21 protein-coding genes are annotated in these 23,727 nt (G+C 62.5%); 9 read left to right on the top strand and 12 right to left on the bottom strand.

Annotated features, from left to right (window positions below):
* Positions 1-35: 35 nt before the first annotated feature.
* From ACSMXN_RS06780 to ACSMXN_RS06750, 7 genes are read right to left on the bottom strand one after another with little or no spacing between them, the layout of a single operon-like run.
* Positions 36-1,430 (bottom strand): serine hydrolase domain-containing protein, encoded by a 1,395-nt coding sequence (locus tag ACSMXN_RS06780; RefSeq protein ID WP_022914128.1) that lies wholly within the window; start codon positions 1,428-1,430, stop codon positions 36-38.
* Positions 1,427-2,458, bottom strand: coding sequence for a membrane dipeptidase (locus ACSMXN_RS06775; protein ID WP_022914129.1), 1,032 nt, complete (start codon positions 2,456-2,458; stop codon positions 1,427-1,429). The genes ACSMXN_RS06780 and ACSMXN_RS06775 overlap by 4 nt, the downstream gene beginning before the upstream one ends.
* A complete protein-coding gene (locus tag ACSMXN_RS06770; protein ID WP_022914130.1) occupies positions 2,455-3,423 on the bottom strand; it encodes an ABC transporter ATP-binding protein in 969 nt (322 codons plus the stop codon). Before ACSMXN_RS06770 ends, ACSMXN_RS06775 begins: the two co-directional genes overlap by 4 nt.
* Complete coding sequence (locus ACSMXN_RS06765) at positions 3,420-4,409, bottom strand: ABC transporter ATP-binding protein (protein WP_022914131.1); 990 nt, start codon at positions 4,407-4,409, stop codon at positions 3,420-3,422. Before ACSMXN_RS06765 ends, ACSMXN_RS06770 begins: the two co-directional genes overlap by 4 nt.
* Positions 4,409-5,269, bottom strand: coding sequence for an ABC transporter permease (locus ACSMXN_RS06760; RefSeq protein ID WP_027139636.1), 861 nt, complete (start codon positions 5,267-5,269; stop codon positions 4,409-4,411). The genes ACSMXN_RS06765 and ACSMXN_RS06760 overlap by 1 nt, the downstream gene beginning before the upstream one ends.
* Entirely contained in the window at positions 5,262-6,281 is a 1,020-nt protein-coding gene (locus ACSMXN_RS06755; protein WP_022914133.1) for an ABC transporter permease, read from the bottom strand. The genes ACSMXN_RS06760 and ACSMXN_RS06755 overlap by 8 nt, the downstream gene beginning before the upstream one ends.
* Positions 6,262-7,881, bottom strand: a complete 1,620-nt coding sequence (locus ACSMXN_RS06750) for an ABC transporter substrate-binding protein (protein WP_022914134.1) — start codon at positions 7,879-7,881, stop codon at positions 6,262-6,264. The genes ACSMXN_RS06755 and ACSMXN_RS06750 overlap by 20 nt, the downstream gene beginning before the upstream one ends.
* A gap of 167 nt (positions 7,882-8,048) precedes the next feature.
* Here ACSMXN_RS06750 and ACSMXN_RS06745 point away from each other — a divergent pair, with 167 nt between their 5' ends.
* Positions 8,049-9,023: a hypothetical protein gene (locus ACSMXN_RS06745; RefSeq protein WP_196811339.1), complete on the top strand. Its 975-nt coding sequence runs from the start codon at positions 8,049-8,051 to the stop codon at positions 9,021-9,023.
* Positions 9,024-9,033: 10 nt separating this feature from the next.
* Here ACSMXN_RS06745 and ACSMXN_RS06740 read toward each other — a convergent pair whose 3' ends face one another.
* Positions 9,034-9,699 (bottom strand): GntR family transcriptional regulator, encoded by a 666-nt coding sequence (locus ACSMXN_RS06740; RefSeq protein ID WP_022914136.1) that lies wholly within the window; start codon positions 9,697-9,699, stop codon positions 9,034-9,036.
* A 71-nt stretch (positions 9,700-9,770) separates the two neighbouring features.
* Between ACSMXN_RS06740 and ACSMXN_RS06735 the strand changes: the two genes are divergently transcribed.
* Both ACSMXN_RS06735 and ACSMXN_RS06730 read left to right on the top strand, forming a co-directional pair.
* A complete protein-coding gene (locus ACSMXN_RS06735) occupies positions 9,771-10,790 on the top strand; it encodes a proline racemase family protein (protein WP_022914137.1) in 1,020 nt (339 codons plus the stop codon).
* Complete coding sequence (locus tag ACSMXN_RS06730) at positions 10,787-11,773, top strand: membrane dipeptidase (RefSeq protein WP_022914138.1); 987 nt, start codon at positions 10,787-10,789, stop codon at positions 11,771-11,773. The genes ACSMXN_RS06735 and ACSMXN_RS06730 overlap by 4 nt, the downstream gene beginning before the upstream one ends.
* Positions 11,774-11,824: 51 nt before the next feature.
* Here ACSMXN_RS06730 and ACSMXN_RS06725 read toward each other — a convergent pair whose 3' ends face one another.
* Positions 11,825-12,856 (bottom strand): thiolase family protein, encoded by a 1,032-nt coding sequence (locus ACSMXN_RS06725; protein WP_455407713.1) that lies wholly within the window; start codon positions 12,854-12,856, stop codon positions 11,825-11,827.
* 123 nt (positions 12,857-12,979) lie between these two features.
* Positions 12,980-13,414, bottom strand: a complete 435-nt coding sequence (locus ACSMXN_RS06720) for an OB-fold domain-containing protein (RefSeq protein WP_022914140.1) — start codon at positions 13,412-13,414, stop codon at positions 12,980-12,982.
* A gap of 246 nt (positions 13,415-13,660) precedes the next feature.
* Here ACSMXN_RS06720 and ACSMXN_RS06715 point away from each other — a divergent pair, with 246 nt between their 5' ends.
* The gene (locus ACSMXN_RS06715; RefSeq protein WP_022914142.1) at positions 13,661-15,985 is read left to right on the top strand and encodes a CoA transferase; all 2,325 of its coding nucleotides are present in this window, start codon (positions 13,661-13,663) and stop codon (positions 15,983-15,985) included.
* 9 nt (positions 15,986-15,994) lie between these two features.
* Here ACSMXN_RS06715 and ACSMXN_RS06710 read toward each other — a convergent pair whose 3' ends face one another.
* Positions 15,995-17,203: a CoA transferase gene (locus tag ACSMXN_RS06710; RefSeq protein WP_035944166.1), complete on the bottom strand. Its 1,209-nt coding sequence runs from the start codon at positions 17,201-17,203 to the stop codon at positions 15,995-15,997.
* Between the two features lie 357 nt (positions 17,204-17,560).
* Between ACSMXN_RS06710 and ACSMXN_RS06705 the strand changes: the two genes are divergently transcribed.
* Entirely contained in the window at positions 17,561-18,796 is a 1,236-nt protein-coding gene (locus tag ACSMXN_RS06705; RefSeq protein WP_022914144.1) for an ABC transporter substrate-binding protein, read from the top strand.
* A gap of 94 nt (positions 18,797-18,890) precedes the next feature.
* On the opposite strand, the gene ACSMXN_RS06700 is transcribed toward ACSMXN_RS06705, so the two are convergent.
* Positions 18,891-19,613 (bottom strand): GntR family transcriptional regulator, encoded by a 723-nt coding sequence (locus tag ACSMXN_RS06700; protein ID WP_022914145.1) that lies wholly within the window; start codon positions 19,611-19,613, stop codon positions 18,891-18,893.
* A 161-nt stretch (positions 19,614-19,774) separates the two neighbouring features.
* Here ACSMXN_RS06700 and ACSMXN_RS06695 point away from each other — a divergent pair, with 161 nt between their 5' ends.
* From ACSMXN_RS06695 to ACSMXN_RS06680, 4 genes are all read left to right on the top strand, one after another.
* Entirely contained in the window at positions 19,775-20,509 is a 735-nt protein-coding gene (locus tag ACSMXN_RS06695; RefSeq protein ID WP_022914146.1) for a GntR family transcriptional regulator, read from the top strand.
* A 289-nt stretch (positions 20,510-20,798) separates the two neighbouring features.
* Positions 20,799-21,242 carry an OB-fold domain-containing protein gene (locus ACSMXN_RS06690; RefSeq protein WP_022914147.1) on the top strand — a complete coding sequence of 148 codons (444 nt, stop codon included), beginning with the start codon at positions 20,799-20,801 and terminating at the stop codon, positions 21,240-21,242.
* Positions 21,243-21,305: 63 nt separating this feature from the next.
* Entirely contained in the window at positions 21,306-22,466 is a 1,161-nt protein-coding gene (locus ACSMXN_RS06685; RefSeq protein ID WP_022914148.1) for a thiolase family protein, read from the top strand.
* 24 nt (positions 22,467-22,490) lie between these two features.
* Entirely contained in the window at positions 22,491-23,693 is a 1,203-nt protein-coding gene (locus ACSMXN_RS06680; RefSeq protein WP_022914149.1) for a CoA transferase, read from the top strand.
* Positions 23,694-23,727 lie beyond the last annotated feature (34 nt).

Genomic DNA, 23,727 nt, shown 5'->3' with positions numbered 1-23,727 from the left:
GCGGCTGTAGAGGCCAGTTTAGCGACGTCACGCTGTCAGTCAGTTCGACGCCGGGCCGCTCGATGATTGAAGTGGAACCAGGTGATCCTGCCGTCAGCATCGCGGTAAAAGCGGCCGACGTTCTCGTCGGAGAGCGGATCGGCTGCCACCGTGTCCGGGCCGACCGGAATGAAGCGACGACCGATGGACGACGGGGACGGGGGATCCATGTTGTCCAACCAGTCGATCGTCGAGCGACTGTCGATTCGGAGCTCGTCACCCTGGCGATGGATCTCGACAACCCCGCCGTAGAGGTCGTACGTTCCAACGGCTTCGTCGAGAGCGCCAAATGCCGCCGGCTCGAGCGCAGGCTCCACCAGACCGAAATAATGCTGGTAGGCCCAGCGGGTGATCCGCTTCCCGAGGGTATGACCGGGATTTTGCAGGTTGGTGAATACGCCAACCGCGAACTGCCGATCCGGCAACATCGACAGATCTACCGGCTGACCGTTTGCGCTGCCACCGTGCCCAGCGATCCGTTCACCGCCACGGCTACCGAGCATGAAGGTCAGGCCCATACCGCCAGCAAGACCGTGCGGGTCACCGTTGCGCGAGCCCGGCATCCCCGGTTGCCGCATGAGCTCGATTGTGGCGTCGGACAGTACTGGCTGCGCGCCCTTCAACGTTCCAAGGTGAAATCGCGCATAACGCAGTAGATCCTTCATGTTCATCATGGTCGTTCCCACCGGCGAGGAGGAACGTTCCATGGCCCACGGTCGGGCGACCTGAAGGCCCGATCTGCCCATCGCGTGACCAACAGAGAACCGCTGAAGCACCACGTCATGCGCGAAGTAGCACGCGTGCTTGATCCCCAGGGGTGCGAGGATCTCCCGTTGCATGACGGTCTCGTAGGGCTCCCCGTGCAGGACCTCCAGAATGCGTCCAAGCGGGTAGAAGGCGGCGTTGCTATACGACCACATAGTGCCGAATGGCGTAACTTGCCTCAGCTTTCGAAGCCGGCCCACCATCGTGGCGAGGGCATCGTCGCCAAGGCCCGCAGCCTCGAAGATGTCGCCCTCCCAGCCGCTGGTGTGCGTCATCAGATGTCGAACCGTGACCCGGTCAGAGATTTCCTCATCGGCAACGGCGAAATCGGGTAGGTAGCTACGTACCCTTTCGTCCAGGTCGATGCGACCCTGATCGACCTCGCGCATGATAGCCGTGCCCGTCAAGGTCTTGGTGATCGAACCAAGCTGGAAGACGGTATCACCGTTGACCGATAGCGGATTCTCAATACTTGTCACACCGAAGCCACCGATCGCGACATCATCGCCGTGGGCGATGCCGACCGCGACCCCCGGTATCTGAAGCTCGGTCATCTGCTCGTGTACGTAGTCGACCAGAGCCGGATCCAGCGGCGCCGTTGCCTCGCTCATATCCACCACGCTCATGCTGCTGCACCCTTCGTCAGATCCGACTCGTCCTGCCACACTTTGCCGTACACCCGCAGCCAGTTCTCGCCCAAGATTGCGCGCACGTCCGAGGCGGCGAACCCCCGTTCGAGTAGCCGTTCGGTCAACCGCGGGAATCCACTCGCATCGCCGATACCTTGCGGGTACGGCCAAGGCGGCGGTGGATAGTTGTCCGGGTGCCAGGTTCCGGACGCGATGTGCTCGTCGTATTGGGCCCGGGTGCCGTTCCAGTAGTCCAGACCCAGCGCCACGTGTTCAAGTCCAACCAGCGCACCGATGTAAACCATGTGATCGATGTACTCATCCAGAGTTGGGCTTCCTGCGGCCGATACGAACGAAGGCCAGCCGTTGATGCCGATGACCCCGCCAGATCCGGCGATTGCTCGAATGACATCGTCGGTGAGATTGCGCTGATTCTGGTGCACGGCCGCCGCATTCGAGTGCGAGGCGATTACCGGCGAGGTCGACAAATCGACTGCCTGTCGCGCGGACTTCATGCCTGTGTGAGAAATGTCGACGACGATCCCTACCCGGTTCAGTTCACCAATCACCCGCCTGCCCAACACACTCAAGCCGGCATCGTTAGGTTCCTCGCAGCCATCGCATACCGGCCCGCGGCGGTTGTAGGCCAATTGGACGATCCGCACACCGAGTCGCCAGTAGGCTTCGATCAGTGCTGGTTCATAGGCAATCGGCTCAGTTCCCTGGAACTGCAGCACTACCGCGAGCTGTCCTGCTGCCTTGGCAGCGCGGATGTCGGAGACTGAGGTCGCCAGGCGCAGCCGGCTATCGCTGTGAATGAAGCGGTAGGTATCCGCGATGTCATACAAGGCACCCTCGGGAGCCTGCGAAGCACCGATCGATACCACACAGGAGGTCGCCCCACCCGCCAGCCACGTCTCGAGGTTTGCTCGCCAATGCGGACCCGGACACGTCCCGTCGACAACGATTGCCTTTTCGTGCATGCCGATCTCGAAAGTGCTGGCTTCGGTCGTACTCGTACTCATGGTGTGCGTTCTCCGATCAGGGATTCATCCAGCAGATGGCACCGAGCCATGCCTGCCTCGGTCGCGACCCGGTGCGGGATCACGGTGTCACAGATATCGCCTATCCGTTCAGGGCAACGGGGGTGGAAGGAGCAGCCGCCGGGCGGTGTCTCGGGGCTGGGGAGTTCGCCCGTCAATACGATTCGCTGGCGCTGCCCGCTCGCCTGAACCGAAGGCACCGCAGACGCCAGCGCGCGCGTGTACGGGTGCTGAGGCTGGGCCAAGAGCGGGCCGCTCCTGCCCTCCTCCAACATCTCGCCGAGGTAGAGGACAGAAACCCGATCACAGAAGAACCGCACAACGGCCAGGTCATGGCTGACGAACAAGAACGCGGTGCCGTACTCCTGCTGGAGGCTCTTGAGAAGGTTCAGTACCTGCGCTTGCACTGAGATGTCCAACGCCGAAACCGGCTCGTCTGCCACAATCAGTCGTGGTCGCACCGATACGGCCCGCGCGATTGCGGCTCGTTGACGCTGGCCTCCAGAAAGCTGATGCGGGTAGAGGTCAGCGTGGCGCTCGGACAGACCAACCCGTTCCAGCAGCTCGATGATCGCACCCCGGCTTGCGTCGCCTCCGTGGGTGCGCAGTGGCTCGGCAACGATATCTCGGATGCGCAGGCGCGGATTCATCGATGCGCGACTGTCCTGGAACACCATCTGAATGTCGCGACCGACGAGCCGCCGTGCAGAACCCCGCACGCTGTCCAGGTGTTTTCCGTCAAAACTCACCCGGCCGTCGGTAGCGCGCTCGAGGCCGACAACAATCCTGGCCAGCGTTGATTTACCGCTTCCACTCTCGCCGATGAGGCCAACAGCTTCGCCGTCATGGATGTCCAGATCGACGTGCCTGAGTGCGTGCAGCAACCCGCCGCCCCGAACTGAGAACGCCTTCGACACGTCCTGCAAGCGGAGCAGTGCCTCACTCATCGATCCACCTCCATCGTGCTCTGGCCAGGACCAAGTTCATCTACGCGCAAGCAGGCTGCTGAGCGATCGACCGAGAGCAATGAGAGGTTCGGCCGGATCTCCCGGCAGCGCTGCTGAACGTGCTTGCAGCGATCTGCGAATCGACACCCCTGGCTCACCCCACCGACCGCGGGTACCACTCCCTCGATCGTCGCGAGCCGGCCGGTGCCCGACTCCAAGCTCGTCAGGCAATCGACGAGCGCGCGGGTGTACGGGTGCCTGGCCTCCTCGAGGACCGCGGCGGCCCCACCCTCTTCGATGATTTGTCCCGCGTACATCACACAAACCCGCGAGCAGTACTGAGAAACGAGGCCGAGGTCATGCGTGATCAGCAACATCGCTAGATTTTCCTCTGCTACCAACGTCGCCAGCAGTTCCATGATCTGAGCCTGCACGGTGCTGTCCAGAGCCGTAGTCGGCTCGTCAGCAATCAGTAGCCGCGGGTGACACGAGATCGCCATTGCGATCAGCGCGCGCTGGCGCATGCCGCCGCTGAGTTCGAACGGGTAGGACTGCGCTACACGACGCGGCGCGGAAATTCCCACTCGATCGAGAAGTTCCAACACTCGCGCCTTGCGTTGCGCTCTGCTCAGATCGAGGTGCGTGCGCATCACGTCTTCGATCTGAGAACCGATTCGCATGACCGGATTGAGCGCAGTCAGCGGATCTTGGGAAACCATCGCGATCGCTCCACCACGTAGCTCTCGTGTCGAACCTTGCCTAGCCAGGTCGTACTCACGATCTTCGAACCGCAGGGCACCCGAGGAACCGATGCCGTCGGGCAGGAGCCCGAGAAGGGAGTAAGCGGTAAGCGTCTTACCGCAGCCGCTTTCGCCGACGAGACCAACCATCTCACCAGCGCCAACTTCCAGATCCACAGCATCGACGGCGCGACCCACCCGGTGGACTGTGACAGCGAGATCTGTGACCTCCAGCAACGAGGCCATCAGCGCACCGTCAAAGGATCTGCCGCATCGCGCAAGGCGTCGCCAATGAGCAGCAGCGACATGATGATGACAGCAACGGCTATGCCTGGTGCGATTGTCAAGCGCGGTACTTCCAATATCTGAGTCTGCCCACTCGCGATCATGTTTCCGAGTGAGGGTGTCGGCGCCTGCACGCCCAGTCCGACGTAGCTCAGCCCAGCCTCACCGAGAATGGCATAGGCGAAAACCATGGTCGTCTGGACGGTGATGGCGCCGAGCAGGTTTGGCAACACGTGCCTTATGACGATGCGGCCCGGATGTACGCCGGTTACCTGTGCGCTCTCGATGAAGCCCTCCTGCCTGACGCGAAGGACAGCACTTCGCAATACCCGGGCTGTGAATGGGATGAAGCCGAGCACGAGGGCGATCACCGTTCCCTTCGCGCCGACGCCGATCGCTGTGATGAGGGCGAGCGAAAGCACTAGCGTCGGAAAGGCCAAACCCACGTCGATAAGCCGGGATAGCACCAGATCGACGGGGCCTCGTAGATAGCCCGAAATCAACGCCAGCAGCAGCCCAACCAGCGTGGAAACCACCGCCACAATTGCGCCTATGGTCATTGACGAGCGAATTCCCAAGAGCAACCGACTCAGCTCGTCCCGCCCGAAACCGTCCGTGCCCAGCAGATGCTGACGTGATGGTGGCTTGAGGATGTCTTCGAGATGTTGCGTATAGGGGCTTTCAGGCAGCCACCATTGCGAGGTCAGAGCAATGATGATGTAACAGAGAACGATCACGCTCGCAATGCAGACGATCCAATCGCCCGCGATGCGCCGCAAAACGCCAGCTCGTGGCGGCGTAACCGTGTTCGGATCAGCCATTGCGACCTCGCCGAACACGCGGATCGATCAAGCTGTACGCGCCGTCAACAAGGAGGTTGACGAGGACGAAGATCACGACCGTGACAAGAACCCCTCCTTGGACGAGAGGGTAGTCGCGTGCAATGACGGCAGTGATCAGTAGTCGTCCCATCCCGGGAATTGCAAAGACCGTCTCGATCAGCATTGCGCCACCGAGGAGGTAGCCGACCTGAAGACCGACGACCGTTATCGTCGGTAACAGGGCGTTGCGAAGTGCGTAGCCGAAGAACACCCGCCATTCCGAGATGCCGTGTGCTCGCGCCGTCCGGATGTACTCCTCCTGGATGGCTTCGATCATGCCAACCCGATTCACCTCGAATACGAGAGCCAACTGCCCGGCAGCGAGCGCGACCGACGGCAGTATCAGATGGCTGAAGTGCGGCCACAGGCCCGCGGACAGGGGCTCGAAGCCGTATACCGGCAGAACGGAATGGAACGCCAGGATCAGCAATATCGCGAGCCAAAAGCTCGGTACCGCAATGCCCGCCAGCACCAGCATCCGGGCGACCCGGTCGGTGACCCTGCCGCGCCAACGCGCCGAGATCGCACTTACCGGGATCGCGATCACCAGAGACTCGATCAGTGCCAAGAATGACAACTCAGCGGTAACACCGAGCCGCTGCCGGATCAACGAGGTGACCGGTTCGGTGAGCATGATGGATTGCCCGAGGTCGCCGTGTAGCGCTCCGCGCAGCCATGACACGTACTGCACGAACAGCGGTCGGTCCAGGCCAAGTTGTTGGTGCAGTTCCTGAACGGCCTGTGGACTTGCTTGCGCACCCAGCGCAGCGCGCGCCGGATCGCCAGGTACCACGTGAACCATCAGGAAAACCGCGATCGTCGCGCCGAGAATTACCAGGAGGGTCTGTGCGATCTTTGCCAGCAATCGCGAACCGCGAATGAGTAGCGTTCTATTCGGCAATCCCAGGCCAAAAAACTGCCTGGGTCGGACGTCAGGAGAACCAGCAGACATCTATGGGCCAACCTCCGCCGATCGTCGACTTGTAACCTTGCACCTTCGTCGACAAGCCAGCGAGTACCTGTGGGAAGCACAGGAACGCGTAGTACGCCTGCTCGGCCGCGCGCTGGCCGGCTTCCTGATAGATCTCAGCGCGCTTGGACGGATCGGTTGTCTCCCGGCCGGCCGTGATCAGCTTGGTCATCTGGGGGTCGACCGCGTTCGTGGAGTTACTGGTGGTGCCATCTTCTGGGCCGTAGAGATTCGTCAGAACCTCGTCGGGATCGACGCTGCCGTTCCACTGGCTGTTTCCGATCGTGTAGGTGCGCTGGTCATAGAAGAGCGTCGCGAAACTCGTGAAGTCGGTCGTGCGGAGATTCGTCTTGACACCGATGCTCGTCAGCGCTTGCTGAATCACCTCGGCCTCCGCCGCAAAAGGCACATCGGTGAACGAGTTGAACGTGATCGTCCCGCTCGTGTCGTAGCCACTCGATGCAAGCGAGGCCTTCGCCGCATTGACGTCGTATTTCTGGGCGGCGACGGTGTCCAGCGACTGGTAGTAGCTGTTGAAGCCGGGAGCAAACGGCCCATGGCCCACCTCTGCTGTGCCGTGATAGATGGCATTGACGAGACCACTACGGTCGATCGCCTGCGAGAAGGCTTGCCGAACCTCGAGCTTGTCAAAGGGTGCAACCTTTTGATTGAACGAGAGGTAGTCGACAAACGTATCGTTCGCGGCGTCAACCCGGACCTGCGAATTTCCCTTCAGCGACGCAATCGAGTCGGGTCCGATCCGCACGAAGTCCATTTCTCCGGACAGCAGTGCCTCCAGCGATGTCGGCGCCGACGGGATGATCTTGATGGCGATCTGATCGAAGTAGTTCGTATCAGCCCAGTAGCCGTCGAAGCGGTCGAGCTGTATGCCCTCACCCTTCTTGTACGAGATGAACTTGTACCCGCCGGTGCCGATCGAAGCCTTGAATGGATCGCTCGCCGCATACTTCGCGACTGCAGTTGGCGACTGAATGGGCATCTTCGCCCGTCGTATCTGGCCGAGAAACGCTGCATACGGCCTGGTGAGATTGATTTCGAGCTGGTACGGGCCGAGCACCTTGACGCTGTCGATGACCGCGATCCGCCGAGGTGACTTGGTGCTTGGCGACTGAATCCGGTCGAAGTTCGCCTTGACTGCGGCGGCGTCGAGCTTGGTGCCGTCGTGGAAGGTCACACCCTGGCGCAGCGTGAATACGTAGCGCGTCGGACTGGGCGTCTCGATCGTCTCGGCCAGCTCACCCACGACCTTGTTGTTCTGATCCACATTGGTCAAACCGTTATACGCGAGGTATGCAACGCGCTCGGTCCCGGTCGAGCTACCGACCCGCGCCATGTCGTATGCATAAGGAAAGGGCTCTTCCGGTATCGCCGCATTGAGTACCCCGCCTCGTTTCGGCTTACCCACGGCGACGCTGCTGCTGGGGTTGGACGCGGTTCCCGATCCGCCGCCGCACGCCGCCAGCGTGAGCAAGCCGAGGCCGCCCGCTGCGCCGGCGAGGAATCCGCGCCGGCTCGGACTGATCAGGCCCAGCTTCGCCAAACGACTATTCGTATCGCTCATCGGTCCCACACCCATCTGCTTCAATACGCCATGTAAGGTCTCGCATGTAACATAGTACAGACCACTTGATGGATACAACCTTCTTGTCTATGAGGGTTTGAGATACGCGCATCGGCCTCAGTTAGTCCCTAGCACCGACGATGCGCAACGACCGGAGAGCCGCCGTTGTGAATAGCTCATCCCTGCTGCCCCACCTCAGCAGTGCCGATGTCCACAGACTTGTGCCTTATTCAGCAGCAGTATCGGACTTGGAGGCTGCGTTCGCGCGACTTTCGGACTACACCCAATACCCGCGGCAGCGTGTTGATCTGGCCGGGGGCACGCTTCTGACAATGCCTGCCTTCGGACCGGAGGGGCTCGGCGTCAAGCTTTTGACGCTGAACCCCGGCAACCCGCAACATGGCATTCCGATGATCAACGGGGCGTACATCCTGTTTGCCCCGCACACCTTGATCGCCGAAGCCACCGTGGATGGCGCAACTTTGACTGCGTTGCGAACGGCTGCGGTTTCCGCGGTAGCTACCCGGCACCTGGCCCGTCGCGACTCCCGCGAGCTGCTCGTCTTCGGCGCAGGTGCGCAGGCGGCGGCACACATCGCGGCCATGCGGGCGGTCCGACCGATCGACCACGTCACGATCGTCGGCACGGGTAGCCGCCGTACCTATGCGCTGCAGGAATCAGTCCAGGCCTCGGGACTCGAGTGTGATCTCGGAAAGCCCGACGACGTCGCCGGTGCCGATATCGTTTGCACCTGCACGACAAGCAATACACCGCTCTTCGACTCAGCACTCCTTGCGCCCGGAACGCATGTAAACGCCATAGGAACCTTTCAACGCGACGCCCGCGAACTGGACGCCGAGATCTTCGACTCAGCTCAGGCTGTGGTCGAGACCAGGACGGCGGCTCTTGCTGAGGCAGGCGACATCGTCATGGCGATCTCCGAGGGTTGCCTGGCGGAGTCGGATCTGGTCGAGCTACGCGATGTCGTGTGCGGACAGTTCGTTCGCGATATCGCCAGGCCTTCGACGGTCTTCAAATCGGTCGGACTCGCACTGGAGGATCTTGTGGTGGCCCGCATCGCCGTTGAAGGAGCTAATCAACCCGAGGAGGCCGAGCTTGACGCTGCAGAGGCACTCGCGTGAACGGGGAATCTCAGCGCACGGAGGGGTCGGTCTCCGCGCGTCCCGCCCAGGCCCCACGCGTGTGATCAAGATGATGACGAACGAGCGTCTCCGCACGGCGGGCATTGCGGGCGCGCAGCGCGTCGAGTATTACCCGGTGCTCAGCGGCGGACTCAGCAAGCATGCCGGAGTCGGCGAGCCGGCGCAGACCCGTCAGCCTGGTCTGGTCGCGCAACTGGCCGACCAATCGCACCAGACGACCATTGCCGCTGAGGCTGAGCATCGACAAGTGAAAGCTTCGGTCTTCACTGAGGAAACGCGCGAGATCGTTGCGCGCCGCCGCCCGCTCGATCGACACCACACTGGCTTCGAGACTGTCCAGGTCGGCGTCCGTCGCCTTCGCGACAACCAGTCGTACCGCCGGAACCTCGAGCATCTTGCGCAGTTCGGTGATCTCATCGAGATCGTCGTCGGCAACCGTGAGGATTCGAAACCCGCGATTGCGCACCGGCTCGACCAGGCCGTCATTGGCGAGGTCGAGCATCGCTTCGCGTACCGGCGTTGCCGAAACGCCGAGCCGGAGACTCAGCGTAGTCGCGGAGTACACGTTGCCGGGCACGAGTTCGCCACCGACAATGCTCGCTCGGATGACCTCTTTGGCTTGCTCACGGAGGTTCAGCTGATTCAGAGTTCGCACGACGGATCTCCTCGCGTCATCTACTTACAACGACTCGATAGTATGTCACATACAACATATGCAGAGGGAAAATGAATCCGAAACAACTCCAGATAAGCGTCACTGAGTATCACACCGCTGGTGAGCCATTTCGAATCGTGACCGGTGGCCATGCTCCGATCCCAGGGCAGACGATCCTCGACAAACGCCGGTTCGTCCAGCAACGACTAGATCACGTCCGTCAACTGGTGATCAACGAGCCCCGCGGCCACGCAGACATGTATGGCTGCTTCCTGACCGAGCCGGAAGCACCGGGTGCTCCATTCGGCACTTTGTTCTTCCACAACGAGGGATATAGCACTGCATGCGGCCACGGCACGATTGCCCTTGCTACCTGGGCGATCGAGCACGGCATAGTCGACGTCGACGAAGCGGACAGCGAGGTCACGATCGCGATCGACGTCCCCTCAGGACGTGTCCACGCGGTGGCAGAACTGGACCAGGGCCGAGTGACTCAGGTGCGTTTCCGGAATGTGCCGGCGTTTGTCTATGCCGAGGCGGTGCCAGTCGCCACGAATCTGGGCGACGTCTCAGTCGATATCGGATTCGGTGGCGCCTTTTACGCCATGCTCGATGTGACCGAACTCCCGACCGCCGTTGAGCCTGGCCGACTGCCCGAGATCATCGAACTCGGCCGCTCGATCAAGGCAAGCGTGATGAGCAGCCTTCTGGTACAGCACCCGGAGCAGCCGGAACTGCGCGACATCTACGGCGTGATCTTCTATCAGCAGGAGCCCGACTCCGAAGGTCGACTGTGCCAGCGCAACGTCACCATTTTTGCCGACGGCGAGGTCGACCGTTCGCCGTGCGGCAGCGGGACGTCAACCCGGGTGGCGCATCTCAATCTGCGGGGCCAGTTGAAGTCGGGCGAGCAGTTGGTCCACCGGAGCATCATCGATACCGAGTTCATCGCGACGCCGATCGGCGCTGTCACTGTCGCCGGCCGTGATGCGGTGCTGACTGAAGTAGTCGGCAGTGCGCACTTGACCGGCATCCATCACCTGATTCTGCAGCCGGGTGACCCCCTGGGCACCGGGTTCATCCTGCGATGATCAATCATCAGACACCGCAGCAGGAACGGCTGCTCTGGGAGCAACACTGCTGTCTGCCGTTGACCAGCACCGCGGAGGTCACCGGACTGAACAGATACAGCCGCCGCGGCGGTGCCTACGTGTCGGTCAACGTGGGATACGCGCCGCATTCACAGGCCGACTCCCTCGGCCTTCTCGAGTACTTCCGCGCTCGCATCGAGGCCGACAGTCACCTCGCGCTGGCTGCAACCGTGTCCGATATCGATGCCGCACACCGAGCAGGACGCACGGTCGTGGCGTTCGACCTGGAGGACTCCGGACCGCTGGAGGGCGACCTGGACATGGTCCAGCGGTTTTACGACCTCGGCGTCAGATCGCTCTTGCCGACCTACAACCTTCGTAACCGTGCGGGATCGGGCTGCCTGGACGTCGTCGACGAGGGATTGACCCGATACGGTCGGGACTTGGTAGCCCGGCTGAACGAGGTCGGCATGTTCGTCGATGGGTCGCACTGCAGTGCACGAACCGGGCTCGACCTCAGCGCCGTGTCGACCAGTCCGATGATCTACTCCCACTCCGGGTTGCGCGCCGTCTGGGACCATCCGCGCAACATCACCGATGATCAGGCACTGGCATGCGCACAGACCGGTGGCGTTATCGGACTGGCCGGCGTCGGCATCTTCCTCGGTCCGAACACGGCGACTCTCGACGCTTTGATCGCCCAGATCGAGCATGCCGTCGAGCTCGTGGGCATCGACCACGTCGGGCTGGGTTCGGATTACTGCTTCGACGGTGACGACTTCAACGACGAGGTTGCCAGGAACCCTGAGCTCTTCCCGGAGGCGTACACGCGTTGGGGGCCGTTACGATTCATCGAGCCGGAGGGGCTCCTTGAACTCGAAGAGTGTCTGGTCGCACGCGGCTACCCCGACGAGGCGGTGACAGCGATCTTCGGGGGCAACTTTCGCCGAGTCGCCGAGACCGTCTGGGCAGCGAGCGCCTGAGCTCACGACCGCTGAGCCGCCGGTCCGCCTGCAGTGCCAAGGTCCGGAGCGCTACGCGGTGAGCAGCATCGCGCCGGCGAACGGCCCGACGGCATTGGTCCAGACCGCGACCTCGGCGCCGGGCACCTGCCGATCACCGCAGTCGCCACGGATCTGACGGACCGACTCGATGCAGAAGTTGGCCCCGTGCCGCCGGCCGACGTTGCAGGCACCGCCGTCGGTGTTGAGCGGCAGCGTTCCGCCGAGTCGGGTGTTTCCTGCCTCGACGAACGGCCCCGACTCCCCCATGCCGCAGAAGCCGAGCGCCTCCAACCACTGCATGGTGATGATGCTGAACCCGTCGTAAAGCTGCGCGCAGTCGACATCGGCCGGCGTCAGGTCCGTCCGTGACCACAGCAGGTCCGAGCAGTGTTTCGGCGAGGTCGTCGCGAAGTCGTCGAGCTGATAGAAGTTCAGGTCGCGCAACGATGACAGCGCGCCCGCCTCGACGACTACCGGCTTGTGTTGCCAGTCCCGAGCCCGCTCGACCGTCGTGAAGATGACCGCGGACGATGAGTCCACCGGGTAATCGCAGTCGAAGATCCGAACCGGCTTGCTGACGAAGCGCGAGGCCAGGTAGTCCTCGACCGTCAGCGGATCGCGGAACAGGGCGTCGTCATTGAGGCTCGCGTGGTAACGCTGCGTCGAGGCGTTGATGGCGAACTGCTCCTCGGTCGTGCCGAACTTCGCCATGTGAGCCGTCATCTCGAATCCGGCGATCATCGCCGCCGCGGCGTCGGCCCCGAACGGACTGGTGAATTGGGCGTCGCCGCCCACCGTCGTGGGCATGGTGACAGCGCCGCGGTCGCGGTCGGTCTGCCCCGGCATCTGGCGGATGAGACGCACGGCCACCACCGTGTGCGCCATCCCGGACGCGACCGCCATGTAGGCGTTCATCGCGGGCTCGACGAACGCCGGGCCAACGTTGGAGGTGAAGAAATGGCTCAACGGAGACAGGCCGAGCAGGTGACCGATCTGCATGGCCTCGCCGCCCATGGTCGTGACGCCATCGATGTCGGCCGGTGTCATGCCGGCATCGGCCATCGCCGCGGTGACGGACTGGCGCACCATCTCGTCGTTGGTGAGGTCGAGCCGGCGGCCGGTCTGGGAGTACCCGACTCCGACAATGGCAACCCGGTTGAGACTGTTCGGCATCTAACGTCCTCCTCAGGAAGCGGTTGCGGTGGGGCGGAACAGCGGCAGCGTGAGTCCGGGCGCCACCTCGCGGAACGTGACCTCGACTGGTAACCCGACGTAGACGTCGTCGGCGGCGATGTCGACGAGGTTCGACACGAGCGTGAGATTCGGCTGTTCGATCAGCTCGATCACCGCAAGGATGTAACCGAGGTGCTGCTGGAAGTACGGGTGAAAGGGCTGTAGCGGCTGGGTGAAAGTGGCCACGACGCCTCGTCCCGACACCTCGACCGGCGCCAACTCGGTCGACAGGCAGAACCGGCACACGATCCGGGGCCAGTGGATGTAGTGACCGTTGTTACAGCGCTGGATCAGCAGCTTGTGCGCGTCCACGCCGTCCCAGAAGAACTGGGTCAGCGCGTCAGGTTGAGGCCTCGGTGGATAGAGCACGTCGGAGTCTGTGGCCATCTCGGTTGCCCTTCATCGCCGGTGACGTCGCCCGCAGCAACGAACCAGAGGCACTGGATCGCGGGCGAACCGAAGGTGGACGGCGCGGTGCCGGAGATCGCGGCGGGCGCCGAGCGGACTATACGCAGCTACGCGGGGGTAATGCCAGAGTGACGCTAGTGAAACTTGTATCTGTAGACCTAGGCCACAGGCGCTGATACGTTCGGTCGAGTCGCGCAGCGGTGCGCGAGAGGAGCGGGTGCGCCGATGACGGCTCTGAACGGTATACGGGTCTTGGATCTCACCTGGGGCATTGCCGGTCCAGCAGGTGTCCTGCTACTGGCCGAGCACGGGGCCGATGTCATCAAGGTCGAGCCGCCCGGCGGCGATCCGTATCGTGCTTATCCCGGCTATCGGGTTTGGAATCGCAGCCGTCGCTCGGTCGCCCTCGATCTGAAAAGTGCCGACGGTCTGGCGAGTTTCCGACAACTACTGGCTACCGCTGACGTTGTCGTCGAGAGCTTCAGCCCCGGGGTGATGGCCCGTCTGGGACTGGACTACGAGTCGCTGGCCGCGGACTTCCCACACCTCATCTACTGCTCCGTGCCGGCTTATCCGTCAGACAGCCGAGCCGCCGACCGTCCCGGTTGGGACGCGCTTGTCCAGGCCCGCTCGGGCATGCAGTACGAGCAGCAGGCCTGGCGTCCCGGTCCGGCATTCCTGGCCAACCCGCTACCCAGCATCGCCGCCCTCTACATGGTGCCGATCGCGATTCTGGCTGCCTTGCATGCTCGCAACGAGACCGGGCGCGGCCAGCGGGTGGAAACCTCGCTGTATCAGGGGGTGCTGTCGTTCACGACGATGCTGTGGGCCGACGTTGAGCACGATCAGGACGTCTATCAGTCGCTGATGACCAAGACCTACCCGCCGGGCGTGCACCAGCCCGAGGTGATCATGACCGCCGACGGCTGGATTCAATCGGTAGCCGGCGCGACCCAGAAGCGTGGCACCACCATCCACGATGTCTTCGACCTGCCGGCCGGGCTGCCTCCGCAACAGGTCTATCCGGAGTTGGCCCGCATCTACCGTGATCGCAAGCGTGAAGAGCTGCTGGAACTGCTGCACGAGAATCTTTTCCAGACCGCCGAGCTCCAACCGACCCGCGATGCTTTCAAGCACCCACAGGTCGTGTTCAACGGAATGGCCGTGACCGTCGACGATCCCGAGGTCGGGCCGACGATCCAGGCCGGCATGCCGTTCAAGCTCGAGCGCAATCCCGCCGTGACGCCGACGCCACGTCCTGCGGTCGGTCAGCACACCGCTGAGGTCATGGCCGAGGTCACGGCCGAGGCCCGCCGCGCGCCGACGGTCGCTCCGAAAACCCCTGGCCGAGATATTCGATACCCGTTGGACGGTATTCGAGTACTCGACTTTGGACGTGCGTTCGCGGGCCCGTTCGGCCCGATGCTCATGGCCGGCCTCGGTGCCGACGTGATCAAGGTGGCCACCACCCAGAGCGATCCGGGCCAGATGATGCTTTACACCAGTACGGTTCTGCTCGGTTGCGAACAGGGCAAACGTTCCCTGCTGGTGGACCTCAAGACCGACGAGGGCGTCGAGATCGTGCACCGGCTGGTCGCAGAGTCCGATGTCGTGCACCACAACATGGTCAAGGGCGTGGCCGGCCGACTGGGCATCGACTACGAGAGCCTGCGCAAGGTCAAGCCGGACCTCATCTACTGCAACACCTACATGTACGGCCCCGAAGGTCCGCTCTCACACCTGGGCGGCAACGACTCACTGTCGCAAGCACTCACCGGGTGGGAGTGGGATCAGGGGCCGGCTGAAGAAGGCAACACGCCGCTGTATTACCGTTTTGGTCATACCGACACGACGAATGCGATGGCATCGGTGGTTGCTGTGCTGATGGCGCTGGCCCACCGCGACGCGACCGGCGAAGGTCAAGAGGTCTGGACCTCCCTCTTGGACGCGGCACTGTATGCGAAGTCCGACGTCTACCTCACCCAGGACGGCGAAGCGTCGAACCCACCCGCTATGAACAAGAGCCAGACTGGCCTCGGGGCGCTCTATCGACTGTATGAAACCGCCGATGGTTGGCTACAGCTCGCTGCCGTCAAAGAGGCGCACTGGACGAGCCTGTGCACTGCCGTTGGTCATCCGGAGCTGATCAGCGATTCCCGTTTCGCTACCGCGGATTTGCGCAATTCCCACCGTTACGAACTCGAGGCCTTTCTCGAGCCGGTGTTCACCACCCAGACAGCCCTGCAGTGGCGGCGGAGGCTGGACGCGGCCGGTGTTCCGGCAGAGGTCTCGATCAACAGTTTCGACGGGCGCAGCGTGCTCAATGACGAGGAGAACCTTCGGCTCGGTCTCGTATCGGAAACGCAGCATGCCGCCGCCGGACGGCTTCGCCAGGTCGGCAACCTGATGCGGTTCAGCGACACCCCGAGCACGGTCCTGCGGCCCCCGTTCGTGCGCGGCGAGCACACGCTCGAGATCATCCGCTGGCTCGGCTATGAGGACGCCGCGATCGAGGACTACCTGAAGCGCGGCATCATCGCCGAGGGCTGAGCCGAAAAGTTACGCGACGGCTCCGACCTCTCGAAGTTCGCTTATCTGATCAATGGTGAAGCCCGCAGCAATGAGAATTTCGTCGGTGTGCTCGCCGAAGTCGGGCGCTCGGGCCGGCGACGACGGCGTCTGGTCAAACATGATCGGCGGTGCGATGAACGACATCGGGCCAGCCGGGTATTCGGCTTCAGCGACCATCCCGTTCGCGAGGGCTTGCGCGTCGGTGAAGATCTCGTCCGCGTTTTGCACGGGAGCCCAGACCCCCCGCAGAGTGAGCAGTATCTGACACCACTCTCCGTACGTCGTGGTGGCAAAGACCTCGTCCACGATCGCCGTCAGCGCCTCACTGTTCGCAATTCGGCTCGCCGTGTCGGCGAAGCGAGCGTCGTCGACCAGCTCCGGCCGCCCAACGTGCTGGCAAAAATCGACGAACTCGTTCTGAAAGTCCCCTAGCAGACAGAGGTTGATGAATCGGTTGTCGCTCGTGCGGTAGGTCCCAGAGGACCACTGGATGGATGATCTGCGATGGGGTCTGGAGAAGATCTGCTGATCTAGCGAGAGCTTGCTGCTGATGATCGCCGGAGCATTGACCCAAATCGCCGTTCCCAGAAGGGAGGAATCAACGACCGGCGCCCTGCCCGTCCGTTCTCGCTGAAGTAAGGCGGTGCTGATCCCTCCGGCGAGGACGAGACCCGAGGTGCCGTCGCCGTGGCCGACCGGCGCGAGCGGCCAGTCGGCTTCGGTGAGGGACATGCCGGTGGTAGCAAGTGAACCGCGATTCCAGTAGGACGCTCCGTCATAGCCGCCTCGGTGAGCTTCGGGGCCCAAGGGCCCAGCGCCCGTTCCTTTGGCGTAGATCAGGTTCGGGTTGATCGCACGCAGATCGTCCACGTCGAATCCTAATTTTTGCCGTGTGGCAGGAAGGAAACTCGTCAAGAAGACGTCGGCGTCCACCACGAGCCTGCGAAGAACCTCGCGACCAGCCTCTTCAACCAGGTTGATGGCGATACTGCGCTTGCCTCGGTTGTAGTGGTTGAACATCCAACTCGACCCACCGGGCTCGACGCTTCCGCCGGCGAATGACCGCATTGGATCAGGATTGGCCGCGTTCTCGATGTGAATGACGTCCGCGCCCCAACCGGCGAGAACTGCAGCCGCTGCAGGACAAAACGCCCACATCGTAAGGTCAAGCACTTTGATCCCATCTAGTGGCTTCATCGACAAGTGGACCCCTTCGATCGAGATGACGCCGGTCGAGAACGGCATACGCACGCGGCCACAGTCTCAGTCGTGGCCTGACAGGCGTACACGAGCACCGATCCGAAACATAACCGTTCTGTTTCGGTCTAGTGACAATATTGCACGGAGGGGCCTATCGTACAACTTATTCAATCTTGCGCTTGCCCTTAGCCGTCAACCGGTATGGAGGTGCAGTGGTCCTTCACGACGCCCGGTCCTCTCGATCGCGGATCGGCTGATCGAACTATCCGCATTGCCCCAAACCACCACCGTCTCGTCTAGCGACGGCGTGCTGCCTACGTATCAGCCCGAAGGGGCCCAACAGGAGGTTTCTCGATGCGAAGAAACAGGTTCATGGTCTTGATGATCGCGACTGCGGCAGTGGCCAGCGTTACCACGGCGTGTGGTTCATCGAGCAATAGCCCGAACGGGGGCGCAGCGACGGCGTCGTCGGCAGGCGCGACGGCGGGCACGATCAAGGTCGGCGTCGTCAACGACAACACCGGCGCGGCAGCATCGGCGTTCACGACGACCGAGACCGGCATCAAGGCGTACGTCAACTGGGTCAACGCGGCAGGCGGTGTCAACGGCCAGAAGATCGAATACGTCATGGCTGACGCAACATCCACGCCCGCTGGCGCCTTGACGGCGGCCAAGAATCTCGTCCAAAACGACAAGGTGTTTGCCGTTATCGCCATGTCTTCTACGTTCTTCGGTGCTGAGCCCTACCTGCTCAAAGAGGGTGTTCCCGGCGTTGGCCGGTTCGACGGTCCCGAGTTCGCCGACCCGAAGAACACGAATCTTTTTGCGGCTGACGGTGTAGTCGACTACAACTCCGTCTATGCCACGGGCGGGGAGTACTTCAAGGCCCGAGGCGTTACCTCCTGTGCCGCCTTGGGCTATTCAGACTCGCCTAGCGCAAGCAAATCAGCCACCACCACGTTAGCGTCGTGCAAGGCGGCTGGACTGAAAAGCGGCTATGTGGATCAAGTGCCCTTCGGAAGCACTGATACAGCGCCGATCGCACTAGGGATGAAAAGCGCCGGGGTTGACGGTGCATGGCTTGCGGTCGTCCCCAATACTGGATTCGCGTTGGCGGCGTCGTTGCGCCAGGTGGGCGTCAATCTCAAGTCCCTGCTCTTCGGCAGTGGCTACGGCGGCGATCTGCTAGCCTCTCCCGCCGCCGTCACCGCGGCACAGGGCTTCGAGTTCTCCAGCAACGGCCAAGCAGCTGAGATGAATACCCCCGCGACCCAGCAGATGGGGAAGAACCTGGCCGCCGTTGGCTACACCGGGGTGCCCACCTATGCGATCCAATCCGCTTACCACGCCATGTCCGCCTTCGTCGCCGGGCTGAAGGCAGCGGGACCGAATCCCAGCCGCGCGAGCTACATCACCGCGTTGCGCGGGGTGAAGGACTTCGACTCCGACGGGTTGATGGCACCACTGAAGATCGACTTCAGCAGTTACTCCCCGGCGGAGACTTGCCTCTGGACTGCTCAACTTGAGGGCAAGAAGTTCATCCCGATCCCCACAGTCTGCGGCCAGAAAATCGCTGGCGCGACTTCCTAGCCAGCACGTCGCTAGCGCCGGGTCACATAGGCTGCCCGGCGCTAGCGAACGTCACGTTCGGCGGCCGACGGCAGCCGCGCCAGATGGCAGACCGTTAGCCCTCGATGATCCCCTCGGAACGCAAGAGGGGCGTGAGCTGCTCGAGGCTGTATTCCCGAACACTGCGTAACGTCGACGCCACCAGAGCGGCGTCTCGGGCCAAGAACGCCTGAAGCGTCCGCTCGGCAGCCTCCTTGACCATGGGGGCTAATGACGGGATGAGTTCGTAAATGGTGTCCGGGCTGTGTCTGCGAAGCCGGCGGAAGAAACCTGCCAGCCGCGCGTCCAGGCCCGCAGTGACGATCAATTCTTGAAAGTCGTCGTAAGCATGGAAAAGGTGAACCGGATCAGCCGCGGCTTGGACCTCGCGATTGGCTACCTCCAGCAAGAGCATGTCTTCAGGCGTCGCACGCTTCACAGCATGCTCGGCGGCGAACGTTTCCATCACGGAGAACAAGTCGTTGGAGTCACGGGCCGAGCGCTCCGTTATCGGTACCACGAACGCCCCGCGGTTCGACTCGATCCGTACCCGCCCCTCGTGTTGCAGCACCAGCAAGGCCTCTCGGACTGGGATTCTTGTCATTCCCAATACCCGCGCAACTTGATCCGCGGGCACGTGCGAACCCGGAGGCAGAACGTGGGTGAAGATGAGTCGTCGGAGGTAGGCCGCCGCACGCTCGGTGCTGGCGCCCGGCGACTCATGTCGGAGCGGCTTCAGCAAGCCGTCGGCGAGCCTCTCGGACATGAGTCTCGAGGCATCCAATTCCTCGGTGGGCACCCGCCTTACTATACGGAACCCGCAACGATGGAATCCTCAACGGCCACCTCGAGCCGAACGTCGGCGAACAGGGCACGGCGAACAGCGCAGGCCCGGTCCGGACTAGTAGCCTCAATTCGTCTCGAACCGTCTACCCCAAACCTGAACCTCGGAGGGTCGCTGTGAACTCGCGTGCACCGAAGCGCCTCGCGGCCCAAGCCGGGAATACCTCGAATGCGCCAAGCGTCCGCTTGCCCAAGCCGCGCAGGGACGAGGTCGCAGGAAGTAATGCTGAACAGGCTGCGACGTATCTTCGACGGCTGATCTTCTCGCAGGTATTGCCGGCCGGGTCGCGAGTTCCACAGGACGCGGTGGCCACGGCGCTGGGCATGACGAAAATCCCGGTCCGAGAGGCGCTGCTGGCACTCGAGCAGGACGGGCGCGTCCGGATCGAGCCCAACCGGGGCGCGTTCGTCGTCGCCGTGACCGAGCAATCAGCGCGGGACACGACTGATTTGCTGTGCGCGATGGAGAGTTTCGCGGCTCAACGGGCCGTGGAACGTTGGACCCCGGAGATGACGCTCAGACTTCAGCAGGCGAATCGCGAGGTCCAAGACGCTACAGACCTCGTCCAGCTCTACCACGCATTCGAAGACTTCCAGGATCTGCTGGTCACCTCCGCGCTGGATGACCGGCTCGCCGCCACCTTCAGCCGACTTCGGCGTACTAGTCCCGACACCATCTACGAGCACGACCCCACTCTGGCCGCGGTCGTCAAGAAGACCTCGAACGGAGTCTATCGAGCGATCAAGGCCGGCGATGCCGAGTCGGTCGCGAAGATCCTGCGAACCGGCCACCAGACGATTCTGAATCGGCTTGCGCCCTTGCTCCGCAGCGAAGGAATCATCAACGGCTAAGCCCCAGGGTGCAGCGCAGGAGGCTCAACAACCGTGAGGAACCGGCCGGTTGGCTGAGTCCGGCTACACCACCACGAGTCCGGGTGGGCCGAATACCCCGAGTCACAATAGGGATTGTTTCAATCTAGTGACAAACTCGATCGAGCTAGATAGAGTACATCTTATTCAATCTGAGTTTTGTTCCTCAGGTCTACCGGGAGTTCGCTTCGGACGGCGGTTAGAAGACCGGGACGAACAGCTATTTACAACCACCAGAAAGCTCATCGGTGGCCGAGCGGAAGGACGTGCGATGACCGTCGACCAAGAACAGGCTGTGCGGCCCGTAATTCCCCTGCCCGATGCGCTGACCTCGCCCTTCTGGGACGGTGCCCGCAGCCACGCCTTGGTGATCCAACGGTGCAACAACTGCCAGCGGTACCAGCACATGCCCGAACCCGTTTGCGCAAACTGCCTTTCCTTCGACCTCGGCTACGCGCAGGTCTCCGGCATGGGCACCGTGTACAGCTACGAGATCGCGATGCAGGCGTTCCACCCGTGGTTTGCTGACAAGCTGCCCTTTGCGATCGCCGTGGTGGAACTCCAGGAGCAACCGAACCTCAAAATGATCAGCAATCTGGTCGAATCCCCGCTCGACAGCATCTCGGTCGGCGATCACGTCGAGGTGACCTTTACCCAGCTCGACGACAACTTCGTTCTGCCGGTGTTCCGCCCTTCGGCCGCATCCCGCACTTAACTTCGCGCAGCCACGGAGTGACGGAGTCCCCCTGTACGACAGCACCGACAGACAGGAAGCGATATGGCTAAGAAGCAGCGCGTGGCAATCGTCGGTGTTGGCTATTCGACGGTCGGGCGGGACACCGGATTATCGCTGGACGAGTTGACGGCCCAAGCCTCCATAGCGGCAATGCAGGACGCCGGCGTGAGCCCGAAGGACATCGACGGCGTTGCTGTGCACAGCCTGCCCCACCAATACGTAAGCGCCACCCACACGGCCGCGATGCTAGGCATCCCAGACCTAGCCTTCTACTCCAGTTCCATCGACGGTGCTGCCTACTCCGTCGCCGCCATGCACGGCCTCGCGGCGGTCGCGTCCGGGAGTTCAGAGGTATGCCTGACGATCCGGACCGTTCACCGCGCCGGCGCCGCTGGCGGGACCTCGATGCTCGGTGCGGACCCAACGGAGGGTGTGGCTGGCTCCATGCAGTTCGGTATGCCGTTCGGATCGTTTACCGGTTCCCAGTGGGCGCCCCTTTACATGCAACGGCATATGGCCATGTACGGCACGAAGGAAGAGGATTTCGGTGCCTTCGCCGTTGCCCAACGTGAGTTCGCGGTCCGCAACCCGTCGGAGTCATTCTTCCGCGACGAACTCACCATCGACGACTACCTGAACTCTCGTTACATCAGCAAGCCCATGCATCTGCTCGACTGTGACTATCCGGTAGACGCGGGCTCGGCGTTGATCTTCACGACCGAGGAACGCGCGCGCGACCTGAAACAGAAAGCGGTCTTCTTCGACGCGTGGGCCAGCGGCACCACGAGGGAGGCTGACTTCAGCCTGGTCGAGGACATGACGCACTCCTCGCCTTGGATGGCTGCCCGGCGGATGTGGTCACAGACCGACCTCAAGCCCTCCGACGTCGGCACGGCTGGCCTCTATGACGGATTCACGTTCATCGCGATGCAGTGGCTAGAGGCATTGGGCTTTTGCGGAGAAGGTGAAAGCGGGCCGTACGTGCGCGAAGGCAACACCCGTATCGGCGGGGTGTTACCCACAAACACTGACGGCGGCGCCTGCAACGTCGGCCGCCGGCACGGGGCCAACTTCTTCATCGAGGTGACACGCCAACTACGCGGCACCGCGGGAGATCACGCATTGCCGACGAAGCCAGAGGTGGGCGTCGTCTCCAACGCCGTCGGCGGCTTCGCGTTTTCCGCGCTGTTGACCGCCGAGTAAAGGCTGTTCTCTGGAGGGTTGGCGATGAAAGCACTGTCCGGAATCCGCGTCATCGACCTGACGATGTGGGCGTTCGTCCCATCGGCTGGATGCGTACTCGCGCAATGGGGCGCCGATGTCATCAAGGTCGAGAATCCCCATGCCTGCGACCCCATGCGAACATTCGCCACCGGATCGCTCGAACCCGGCGGGGCGCACCCCTGGTTCAAGCACTACAACCGCGGCAAGCGGGGAATCGCCATCGACCTGTCCACCGATGCCGGACGCGAAATCCTTTATCAGCTTGTGCGGGATGCGGATGTCTTTCTCACCAGCTACCTGCCCGCGACCCGTCGAAAGCTCAAGATCGACCTCGAAGACATCCGGTCGGTAAACCCGCGAATCATCTACGCTCGCGGTTCCGGTCAAGGTCCACGAGGGCCAGAAGCCGAGCGGAGCGCTTACGGGTCCACCTCCTTCTTCGCCCGCGGCTCACTGACGTATAGCGGGATGACCGCCGCAGGCGCCGAGCGGCCTTTCACCGGTCCGGGGCACGACGACGCGATGGCCGGGCACACCTTGGCGGGTGGCATCTGCGCCGGGCTCCTGCAGCGAGAACGCACCGGTGTCGCGCCATTGATCGACGGCACGCTGCTAGGAACCGCAATCTGGTTCAACGGCCACGAGATCATCCGCGCCAAGACAGAGGAAGACACTTCCGGGGCTGCGATGGCGTCGATCCAGCAATCAGCAGGACAGCGCGCCTACCGAACGAGGGATGGGCGATTCCTGCTCCTCTGCTTTCTCGGCGACCTGGACGAGGACTGGTTCGATCTCTACGAACACCTCGGTAAGGCAGAGCTCGCAGCAGACCCGCGATTCTCAACCGCAGCTAGCCGCCTGACGAACAACCTCGAAATGGTGCGCGAGCTGGACGAACTTTTCGCCACGCGCGATTACGGCACTTGGAAGCAGATCCTCTTGACGACCAAGGGGGTATGGGCACCCGTTCAACAGCCCATCGAAACCTACGACGATCCCCAGACGATCGCGAACGGGTTCATCCGCGAGGTCGATTACCCCGACGGGCCGTTGGCCCTGCCTTCACCGGCAATTCTGTTCGACGAAGACCCAGGCGACCCATCGCGGGCGCCGGACTTCGGCGAACATACCGATGACGTTCTCGCGGAAGCAGGCTTTACAGCCAGTGCAATCGCCCAGTACCGCGAATCAGGCGTCGTCCTCTGACGGCGTGGCCGACAGCAGACCGCCACAGCTGCTG

Source organism: Parajatrophihabitans canadensis, from assembly GCF_053764775.1.
This window is presented reverse-complemented; position numbering and strand designations above follow the sequence as displayed.

Bases quoted from the DNA above. Each gene is read 5' to 3' on its own strand.
- ACSMXN_RS06755 (WP_022914133.1), bottom strand. From the start codon at position 6,281: ATGTCTGCTGGTTCTCCTGACGTCCGACCCAGGCAGTTTTTTGGCCTG.
- ACSMXN_RS06765 (WP_022914131.1), bottom strand. From the start codon at position 4,409: ATGGCCTCGTTGCTGGAGGTCACAGATCTCGCTGTCACAGTCCACCGG.
- ACSMXN_RS06680 (WP_022914149.1), top strand. From the start codon at position 22,491: ATGAAAGCACTGTCCGGAATCCGCGTCATCGACCTGACGATGTGGGCG.
- ACSMXN_RS06750 (WP_022914134.1), bottom strand. From the start codon at position 7,881: ATGAGCGATACGAATAGTCGTTTGGCGAAGCTGGGCCTGATCAGTCCG.
- ACSMXN_RS06690 (WP_022914147.1), top strand. From the start codon at position 20,799: ATGACCGTCGACCAAGAACAGGCTGTGCGGCCCGTAATTCCCCTGCCC.
- ACSMXN_RS06715 (WP_022914142.1), top strand. From the start codon at position 13,661: ATGACGGCTCTGAACGGTATACGGGTCTTGGATCTCACCTGGGGCATT.
- ACSMXN_RS06780 (WP_022914128.1), bottom strand. From the start codon at position 1,430: ATGAGCGTGGTGGATATGAGCGAGGCAACGGCGCCGCTGGATCCGGCT.
- ACSMXN_RS06685 (WP_022914148.1), top strand. From the start codon at position 21,306: ATGGCTAAGAAGCAGCGCGTGGCAATCGTCGGTGTTGGCTATTCGACG.
- ACSMXN_RS06720 (WP_022914140.1), bottom strand. From the start codon at position 13,414: ATGGCCACAGACTCCGACGTGCTCTATCCACCGAGGCCTCAACCTGAC.
- ACSMXN_RS06725 (WP_455407713.1), bottom strand. From the start codon at position 12,856: ATGGCCGATGCCGGCATGACACCGGCCGACATCGATGGCGTCACGACC.
- ACSMXN_RS06730 (WP_022914138.1), top strand. From the start codon at position 10,787: ATGATCAATCATCAGACACCGCAGCAGGAACGGCTGCTCTGGGAGCAA.
- ACSMXN_RS06760 (WP_027139636.1), bottom strand. From the start codon at position 5,269: ATGGCTGATCCGAACACGGTTACGCCGCCACGAGCTGGCGTTTTGCGG.
- ACSMXN_RS06770 (WP_022914130.1), bottom strand. From the start codon at position 3,423: ATGAGTGAGGCACTGCTCCGCTTGCAGGACGTGTCGAAGGCGTTCTCA.
- ACSMXN_RS06710 (WP_035944166.1), bottom strand. From the start codon at position 17,203: ATGAAGCCACTAGATGGGATCAAAGTGCTTGACCTTACGATGTGGGCG.
- ACSMXN_RS06775 (WP_022914129.1), bottom strand. From the start codon at position 2,458: ATGAGTACGAGTACGACCGAAGCCAGCACTTTCGAGATCGGCATGCAC.
- ACSMXN_RS06705 (WP_022914144.1), top strand. From the start codon at position 17,561: ATGCGAAGAAACAGGTTCATGGTCTTGATGATCGCGACTGCGGCAGTG.
- ACSMXN_RS06735 (WP_022914137.1), top strand. From the start codon at position 9,771: ATGAATCCGAAACAACTCCAGATAAGCGTCACTGAGTATCACACCGCT.